Here is a 1,759-nt window from a genome sequence, read left to right as displayed (position 1 = left end):
TGCTCATAGCCGTATCTATTATTGTACAGGTAGTGAACAGACGATTTGAAAGGAAGATGTGAGATGATAGAAATAGAAGTTGGAAAAAAAATTGGAAATTTCAAATTTGATGCTGAATTTAAAATAAGACCTGGTGAGATAATGGTTGTCATGGGTGAAAGTGGGGCAGGAAAATCAACCCTTCTTGACCTGGTTTCAGGAGCCAAGACACCGGATGAAGGTTTTATTAGGTTAAATGGAAGAACGCTTTTTTCAAGGGATGAGGCCGTAAATATAAGGACATATAAAAGAAATATAGGATATGTCACTCAAAACAGCAATCTCTTTCCCCATCTCAATGCTAGAGAAAATATTCTCATAGGAGTTCCTAAGAACTATGACAGGGAATACTATAAGCATCTTATATGCATGTTAAATATTGAAGAACACTTGGATAAGAAGGTGTATCAGCTTTCAGGAGGACAGCAGAAAAGGGTTTCCATAGCAAGAACATTTATTACTGACCCTGAGATAATACTAATGGACGAACCCTTCTCAAGTCTTGACAATATGCTTAGAGAATGTCTTAGACAAAGCATAGGGAAGCTTATAAAAGAGAAGGATATAATGGGTATATTTGTGACCCATGACCTTGATGAGGGTTATGATATGGCTGACAAGGCTTTAATTGTACGAAATGGACATATAGTCGAGAGAAGAAGAGGCAAGAATCTTTTCGAGAGGCCGGAAAAGGATTATACAAGGATGTTTATAAAAAATATGAATGTTAAATATCCTGTCGTTGAACTTAATATATGTTAGAATTATAAAATAGAGATGATTAATTTGACTAGAAACATAAAATTTCAATAAAGGAGAATATACTGAATATCCATATATTTAGTATAAAAGGATAATATGATTAAGGATGCTTTGAAAATTGCCGATTCTGGAGAGAAGGTTGCTCTGATAACGGTTACGAACCAGGTGGGATCATCACCTGCAGAACCTGGGAAGATGATGATAGTCAAGGAAGATGGAACCTTTGCAGGAACCGTAGGTGGAGGAACTCTTGAATTCAAGTCCATAAAACTGGCTAGGGAATGTATGGAGAGGGAAGTGAGCAAGGGTTATAAGTTTGATTTGGAAAAAGATCTTGGAATGACCTGTGGAGGTTATGTTGAACTTTTCATCAATGTTATAAAGCCTGAAAAAACTTTGGTCATAGTAGGTGGAGGACATATAGGAAGAGTATTGGAAGGTATCGCAAGAAAAGCGGGCTTTAATACTGTAATAGTTGACAACAGGGAAGAGATTTCAAATAGGGAGAGATTCCCAGAAGCTACTAAAATTGTCTTGGGAGATATATCTGAGGAATGTGGCAAGCAGGCGATAAATTCCAGTACATATATTGTAGTAGCAACTCATGGACATGTTCATGATCAGATTGCTGTTGAATCCCTTATAGGCAGGGATTATAAGTACCTGGGAGTAATAGGAAGCAAAAATAAAATAAAAACCATGTTTGGGAACATGATTGAAAAAGGATTTGACGAGGAACTTATAAACGGTATACATTCGCCAATAGGATTGGCTCTAGGAGGTAATTCACCTGAAGATATAGCCGTAAGCATATTGGCTGAAATAATCATGGTGAAAAACGACGGAGAATGCGTAACAATGAAAGACAAGAAAGCAGCAGAGCTGCGTTAAATAGGTCACGCTTCATGTGACCAGAGTATTTATTAAGTCGCGACCTGGAAGATAATGAAAAAATAAA

The 1,759-nt window shown here is 37.0% G+C and carries 2 protein-coding genes; both read left to right on the top strand.

Features of this window, described 5'->3' with window-relative positions; translation table 11 throughout:
• The first annotated feature begins 63 nt into the window (after window positions 1-63).
• Window positions 64-801 carry an ATP-binding cassette domain-containing protein gene (locus AC3AX0_RS02180; RefSeq protein WP_487548662.1) on the top strand — a complete coding sequence of 246 codons (738 nt, stop codon included), beginning with the start codon at window positions 64-66 and terminating at the stop codon, window positions 799-801.
• A 96-nt stretch (window positions 802-897) separates the two neighbouring features.
• Window positions 898-1,692 (top strand): XdhC family protein, encoded by a 795-nt coding sequence (locus AC3AX0_RS02175; RefSeq protein WP_487548661.1) that lies wholly within the window; start codon window positions 898-900, stop codon window positions 1,690-1,692.
• The last annotated feature ends 67 nt before the right edge of the window (window positions 1,693-1,759 follow it).

The organism is Dethiosulfatibacter sp. (genome assembly GCF_983023055.1).
The sequence above is the reverse complement of the archived record's forward strand: the minus strand, read 5'-3'. Positions and strand labels throughout refer to the sequence as shown.

Bases quoted from the DNA above. Each gene is read 5' to 3' on its own strand.
- AC3AX0_RS02180 (WP_487548662.1), top strand. From the start codon at position 64: ATGATAGAAATAGAAGTTGGAAAAAAAATTGGAAATTTCAAATTTGAT.
- AC3AX0_RS02175 (WP_487548661.1), top strand. From the start codon at position 898: ATGATTAAGGATGCTTTGAAAATTGCCGATTCTGGAGAGAAGGTTGCT.